This window comes from Salsipaludibacter albus, from assembly GCF_019798055.1.
Lineage (GTDB): Bacteria > Actinomycetota > Nitriliruptoria > Nitriliruptorales > Nitriliruptoraceae > Salsipaludibacter > Salsipaludibacter albus.
Genome location: NZ_JAHOPH010000012.1, coordinates 117,363 through 123,821, shown reverse-complemented (window position 1 = coordinate 123,821; position 6,459 = coordinate 117,363). Strand labels below are relative to the sequence as shown.

The following is a 6,459-nucleotide window of genomic DNA, read 5'->3' as shown; positions in this document are numbered from 1 at the left end:
ACCCCCCCATGCCTGACCCGACCGAAGGCTTCCCCCATGTCCTCGTCCCCCCTCCTCCAACCCTCGCGCCACCGGCCTCGCTCCCCGGTGTGGGCCGGCCTCGTCGTGCTCGCGCTCGTGGTCGCGCTCGTCGCACCCGCGACCTCGTCCGCCCAGGACGCCCCCCGGCCGACCCCCTGACCAACCTCGCCCACTTGGACTTCCTCGGCGACGAGGTGGACCCGCCCGAGCAGGCGGGCCACACGACCTACGCCCTCGACGTCGACCCGACGATCGGGATGCTGTGGACCTACGCCGACCGTCGCGAGGGCGACGTCTACGAACGGGTCGGCGGGGGGACCTACGACCCTGCCACCGACACGTGGGGCCAGGGAGCCTTCAACGCCGACGACATCTCCCGGGCGGCCGTGGTGTACCTGCGCCACCACGAGCTGTTCGGTGACGACCACAGCCTGGAGATGGCACGAGAGCTGCTGCGTGGGCTGACCTACCTCCAGACCGCGACCGGCCCGAACGCCGGCAACGTCGTGCTGTGGATGCAGCCCGACGGGACGCTCAACCCCAGCGCGGAGCCCGTGGAGCTGCCCGACCCCAGCGACTCGGCCGACTCGTACTGGTTGGCCCGCACGATCTGGGCACTGGGGGAGGGGTGGGCGACCTTCGTGGACGTCGACCCGGACTTCGCCGACTTCCTCGAGGACCGGCTCGTGCTGTCCGTCGAGGCGGTCGAGCGCGAGCGGCTCGACGAGTCGTACGGCACCACCCAGGTCGTGGACGGACTGGACTGGCCGGCATGGCTGATCGCCGACGGCGCCGACGCCTCGTCGGAGGCCGTGCTCGGGCTCTCCGCCTACCTCGACGCCGGTGGGACCGACGCCGGTGCGGCCACCGCACTGCGCCGGCTCGCCGAGGGCATCGCGATGATGCAGCTCGGCACGACCCACGACTGGCCGTACCGCGCGATCATGCCGTGGGCCCAATCACGGACCGTCTGGCATGCCTGGGGTGACCAGATGGCCGGTGCGCTGGCGCGGGCGTCGATCGTGCTCGGTGACGCCGACCTGCGCGACGTCGCCGTCCGCGAGACCGGCTCGTTCACCCCGCACGTGCTCGCCCAGGGCGGTCCCGAGAACGGTTGGCTGCCCACCCCGATCGACCTGACCCAGATCGCCTACGGCGCCGACGCGACCCTGCAGAACCTTCTGGCCAGCGGTGACGCGACCGGCCGGGAGTCCTTCGACGAGCTCGCCGGCGTGGCGGCTGCCTGGTACTTCGGCAACAACCCCGCGGGCGAGCCGATGTACGACCCCGCCACCGGTCGGACCTACGACGGGATCGACACCGGTGGGACCATCAACCGCAACAGCGGGGCCGAGTCGACCATCCACGGCCTGCTGTCGATGATCGAGCTCGACCGCCGGCCCGAGGTCGCGACGTGGGCACGGGTCGCCACGCGGACCGAGCACGTGACCTGGCAGGTCGTGGAGGCCGAGTCGGCCGGGGACGGACCCCGTGCCGAGGTCGTGACGCCGGAGTCGGCATGGACCGGCGAGGGCCAGTGGAGTGGTGGCGCAAACCTGCAGCTGGACGGGCGCGCCCGCGTGTCGCTGGCGGTCGACCTCCCCACCCGGGACCGCCAGTGGCTGCAGCCGGTGTTCCACCGCACGACCGACGACGGCCAGCTCCTCCAGGTCGGGATGGACACGCCGCGTGGCCGCCCGATCGACACGGGTGGCGCGGGCGACCAGGGCGTGACCCCGACCGAGGGCTACCTGGCCGTCGAGGGACGCCTGTCCGCACCTGCCGGACCCGGCGAGGCGACCGTGGCGCTTCAGACGCTGCGGCCGAAGGCCGAGGTGGCCGTGGACGCCGTGCTGGTCCAGCCGGCCCTGGAGTGGCTGACGCTGCGGGACGGGTCCCGGGCGCAGGTGCTGCTGCGCAGCTTCGACCTGCACCGGCGCACCCGGCGGGTGGTCGTCGACGGCGCCGAGGGCGTGGTCGCCACCACCTTCGACAGCCTCGGCCGCGAGGTGACCTCGTCCACCTCCGACGGGGACAGCATCGTGGCCGTCGTCGTTCCGGGCGGCTTCACCGTCGTCCGCTCGGCCGACGGGTAGCGCTCGCCGCGAGGGGCTGTCCGCCCTGTCTCGTGGTTTCGGACCTGGCGGTCAGCCTCCCTCGCACCCGACCCCGTCGCCGTCGGCGTCGAATCGGTGTGGGTCACCGATGGACTGGTCCACCCGGATCGGTCCGTTGACGTCGCCGCAGTCGAGGTCCGGGGGCGATGGCGGGATGCAGGGGTCGTAGGCCGGGTGACATCCGCTGCCTGAACTTCCGCTGCCGCCAGAATCGCTGTTGTCATCGTTCGAGTTGGAGGTCGATCCTCCGCCGGACGACCCGCCGCCGGACGACCCGCTGCTCGAGCGGGCCGACGCTTCCTCAGCCGCAAGGTCTTCCGCACGCTCGTCGAGCTCACCCTCCCAGTTCTCCAACTCCTGTTCGCGGGCATCCTGCTCGGCCTTGCGTTCGTCCTGGCGGCCGTCGCGCTCGTCCAGCTCCGCGTCGAACGCGGCGAGCGCCGTCGCTTGCTCCTCCAGCGCGTCCTCGCGCGGCGCGAATTCCTTCTCCATGGCGGCCAAGGCCGTTTCCTCAGCAGAGTCGGCGCGCTCCTCCGCCGTGGCCACAGCCTCGGAGGATTCCTCGAGAGAGGCTTCGAGCTCCAGCATCTCGTCCTCGCTCTGTTCGAGCAAGGTCGCCAGTTCCGCGGCTTCGGATTCTGCGGTGTCCCGCTCGTCGCGGGTCTCCCCGAGATCGCTGGTGACGTCAGCGAGTTGGTCGATCGTCCGCTGCTCGCCGGCCTCTGCCTCGTCGAGCTGCCGGCTCATCTCGCTGCTTCCCATTCGAGCGAAGCCGACCCCGCCGAGCATCGACGCGACGACGGCGATCGAGAGCCCGAACACCCCGAATTGGCGGGTGGACGAACGGGTGAGATCGTCCCCGCCGGAATCGGGGAACGGTTCTGGTGGTGCTGGCGGTGGCGTCGTGTTGCCAGACATGGCGAAGCTCCCGATCGTGTGACTGCCCCAAGGCTCGCCGGCTGAACCGTCGAGCGACGGGGCGGACGCTAGATGCGCTGGAAGTGTCCGACGCGGGACCACGGTCCTGTTTTTCGTACCCGCCCGCATTCGTTTGGCTGTTGCGTTTCCTCCCTGCTGGCGGGATCATGAGGTTCTGTCATTTGCGGGGGAACGCATCGAAGAGGCCGACGCGGTGAGTCCGGACAGCCGAGGGTCGTTCCGGACGTCGGGTGCGGCCTACGACGGGTTCATGGGCCGGTACTCGGGTCTGCTGGCGGCGCCGTTCGCAGACTTCGCCGAGGTCGAGGATGGCCAGGTGGCGGTCGACGTCGGGTGCGGTCCGGGCGCCCTGACCGGCGAGCTGGTCGGCCGGCTGGGTGCAGGCAACGTGTCGGCGTGCGACCCGTCGCCGTCGTTCGTGGCGGCCTGCCGCCAGCGCCACCCCGGGGTCGACGTGCACGAGGCCGCGGCCGAGGAACTGCCCTTCGCCGACGCGAGCACCGACCGCGTCCTGGCCCAGTTGGTGCTGCACTTCGTGGACCGACCTGACCGGGTCGCCGAGGAGTTCCGACGTGTCCTGCGACCCGGCGGGGTCGCGGCGGCCAGCGTGTGGCACTTCGCGGAGGGGATGGAGATGCTGCGGTTGTTCTGGGACGCGGCCCTCGCGATCGACCCGCAGGCGCCGGACGAGGCCCGCACGCTGCGCTTCGGACGCCCCGGCCAGATCGCCGGCCTGCTCGTCGACCACGGGTTCTCCGACGTCCACGAGGACGCGATCACGGTCAGCTCGACCTACGCCGACATCGACGAGCTGTGGCACGGCTTCCTCGCCGGCGTCGGCCCGGCCGGTGGGTACCTGGTCGGGCGGCCGGAGGACCAGCAGGAACAGGTCCGGGCCGAGCTGGTCGAGCGGCTCGGCGCGCCGTCGGGCGCGTTCACCCTCGACGCCACCGCCCTGTGCGCCCGGGGACGTGCAGGAGGCTGACGACCCGGTCCGGGACCAGGACGGCGGCGGTGACGGGTCGGTTATCGTCGACCCGAACGTGGGCCGGACCGGCCACGGCGACCGCAAGGACCACCATGCCCACCGACCGGCTCCTGCCCACCTCCCTCGTGGGCAGCTACTGCCAGCCCGACTGGCTCATCGACCGAGCCCGCCTGGCCGACCGGTTCCCGCCGCGGACGCGTGCGCGGGAACTGTGGCGGATCCCCGACGAGCACCTGGCCGAGGCCCAGGACGACGCCACCCGGGTCGCGATCCTCGACAGGAGCGGGCCGGCCTGGACATCCTCACCGACGGCGAGATCCGGCGCGAGAGCTACTCCAACCGCTTCGCCACGGCCCTGGACGGCATCGACATCGACAATCCCGGCGAGGCACTGGACCGGTCCGGCCACCCCAACCCGGTGCCACGCATCGTCGGCGACATCAACCGCCGTCACGCCGTCGGGGTCGACGACGTCCGGTTCCTGCGTGCCAACACCGACCGGACCGTCAAGATGACGGTGCCGGGCCCGTTCACGATGAGCCAGCAGGCACAGAACGACCACTACCCGTCACGTGCCGAGGCCGCCATGGACTACGCCGTGGCCGTGCGCATGGAGATCGCCGACCTGTTCGCCGCGGGCGCCGACATCGTCCAACTCGACGAGCCCTACCTGCAGGCGCGGCCAGAGCAGGCCGAGGAGTACGGGCTCGACGCGCTCAACACGGCCCTGGAGGGGGCGGCGGGCACGACCGCCGTGCACCTGTGCTTCGGCTACGCGGCGATCATCCACGAGCGCCCCGCCGGCTACTCGTTCCTGCCGCAGTTGGCCGACTGCAGTTGTGACCAGGTCTCGATCGAGACCGCCCAGTCCAACCTCGACACCTCGGTGCTCGAGGCCCTGCGTGGCAAGGACGTCATCCTCGGGGTGCTCGACCTGTCCGACCACGCCGTGGAGTCCCCCGAGACCGTCGCCGCCCGGATCCGACGGGCCCTGCCGCACGTCGATCCCGAGCACCTGGTGGTCGCCCCCGACTGCGGCCTGAAGTACCTGCCCCGCGACAGCGCCTTCGGCAAGCTGCAGGCGATGGTCGCCGGCGCCGCCATCGTCCGCGACGAGCTGACCTGACGAACACCCTGGCCCTTCCTGGGTGCCGCGCGGCCGAACGACCCCGGCGGGCGGCCGGCACGGGACGAGCCCACTCGCTTAGGGTCAGCGGTGCACCGCACCCGAGGAGACGACCGTGACACGAAGCATCGGCATCCTGACCGCGGGCGGTGACGCACCCGGACTGAACGCGGCGATCCGGGCGATCGGCAAGTCGGCCGTGCGCAGTCACGACATGAAGGTGGTCGGGTTCCTCGACGGCTTCCGGGGCCTGCTGGAGAAGCGCCACATCCGTCTGGACTCCGAGAGCATGTCCGGCATCCTGACCCGGGGTGGCACGATCCTGGGCACCGGACGGGCCAAGGTCCACAAGATGTCCATCGGTGGCCAGGTGATGGACATGCGCGAGGCGATGGTCGACAACGCCCGCAGCATGGGCGTCGACGTGCTCGTCTGCCTGGGCGGTGGTGGGACCCAGAAGAATGCCCTCCGACTGGCCAAGGCCGGCATGGAGGTGATCACGCTGCCCAAGACGATCGACAACGACGTGTGGGGCACCGAGCGGACCTTCGGGTTCGACACCGCGCTGAACATCGCCACGGAGGCGATCGACCGGCTGCACTCGACCGCCCACAGTCACCACCGGCTGATGGTCGTGGAGATCATGGGCCACAACACCGGCTGGCTGGCGCTCGCGTCGGGCATCGCCGGCGGGGCCGACGTCGTGCTGATCCCCGAGGTCCCCTACGACATCGATGCCGTGGCAGAGAGCCTGATGCGCAGGAAGGCGGCCGGCAGCCGGTTCTCGATCATCGCCGTCTCGGAGGGCGCCCTGTCGCTGGAAGAGGCGGCACGCATGGAGGAACTGCGTGACCAGAAGCAGGCCGCGTCGACGGAGGAGGAGAAGGAGGCCGCACGCGAGGCCCGGGCCGACTTCGAGTCTGGCCGCTCGGACCACACCACGCGCCTGGCCGAGGACCTCGAGGCACGGACCGGCATCGAGGCGCGTGTGACGATCCTGGGCCATGTCCAGCGTGGCGGCACGCCGTCGCCCAAGGACCGGCTGCTCGCGACACGGCTGGGGGTGGAGGCGACCGAGGCGGCCGCCGAGGGTCACACCAGGATCATGATCGCCGATCGTGAGCGCACCGCGGTCCGTGTCCCGCTCGACGAGGTGGCCGGCAACCGGCGCGTCGTCCCGCTCGACCACCCATGGGTCGTCACGGCACGGCGTCTCGGGATGGGCCTGGGCGACTGATCCCGACGGGGGGAGGAGGCTGCCGGGAGGC

General features: G+C 71.4%; 4 protein-coding genes and 1 pseudogene. 4 read left to right on the top strand and 1 reads right to left on the bottom strand.

The window, feature by feature from the left end; translation table 11 throughout:
- Positions 1–194: 194 nt before the first annotated feature.
- Positions 195–2,117, top strand: coding sequence for a hypothetical protein (locus tag KR546_RS09655; RefSeq protein WP_238444490.1), 1,923 nt, complete (start codon positions 195–197; stop codon positions 2,115–2,117).
- 51 nt (positions 2,118–2,168) lie between these two features.
- On the opposite strand, the gene KR546_RS09650 is transcribed toward KR546_RS09655, so the two are convergent.
- Positions 2,169–3,056 carry a hypothetical protein gene (locus tag KR546_RS09650; protein WP_238444489.1) on the bottom strand — a complete coding sequence of 296 codons (888 nt, stop codon included), beginning with the start codon at positions 3,054–3,056 and terminating at the stop codon, positions 2,169–2,171.
- Between the two features lie 214 nt (positions 3,057–3,270).
- On the opposite strand from KR546_RS09650, the gene KR546_RS09645 reads away from it, so the two are divergent.
- From KR546_RS09645 to KR546_RS09635, 3 genes and pseudogenes are all read left to right on the top strand, one after another.
- Positions 3,271–4,062, top strand: a complete 792-nt coding sequence (locus KR546_RS09645; RefSeq protein WP_238444488.1) for a class I SAM-dependent methyltransferase — start codon at positions 3,271–3,273, stop codon at positions 4,060–4,062.
- A gap of 95 nt (positions 4,063–4,157) precedes the next feature.
- Positions 4,158–5,191: pseudogene (locus KR546_RS09640) on the top strand (uroporphyrinogen decarboxylase family protein).
- Between the two features lie 115 nt (positions 5,192–5,306).
- Entirely contained in the window at positions 5,307–6,428 is a 1,122-nt protein-coding gene (locus KR546_RS09635; protein ID WP_238444487.1) for a 6-phosphofructokinase, read from the top strand.
- Positions 6,429–6,459: the final 31 nt, after the last annotated feature.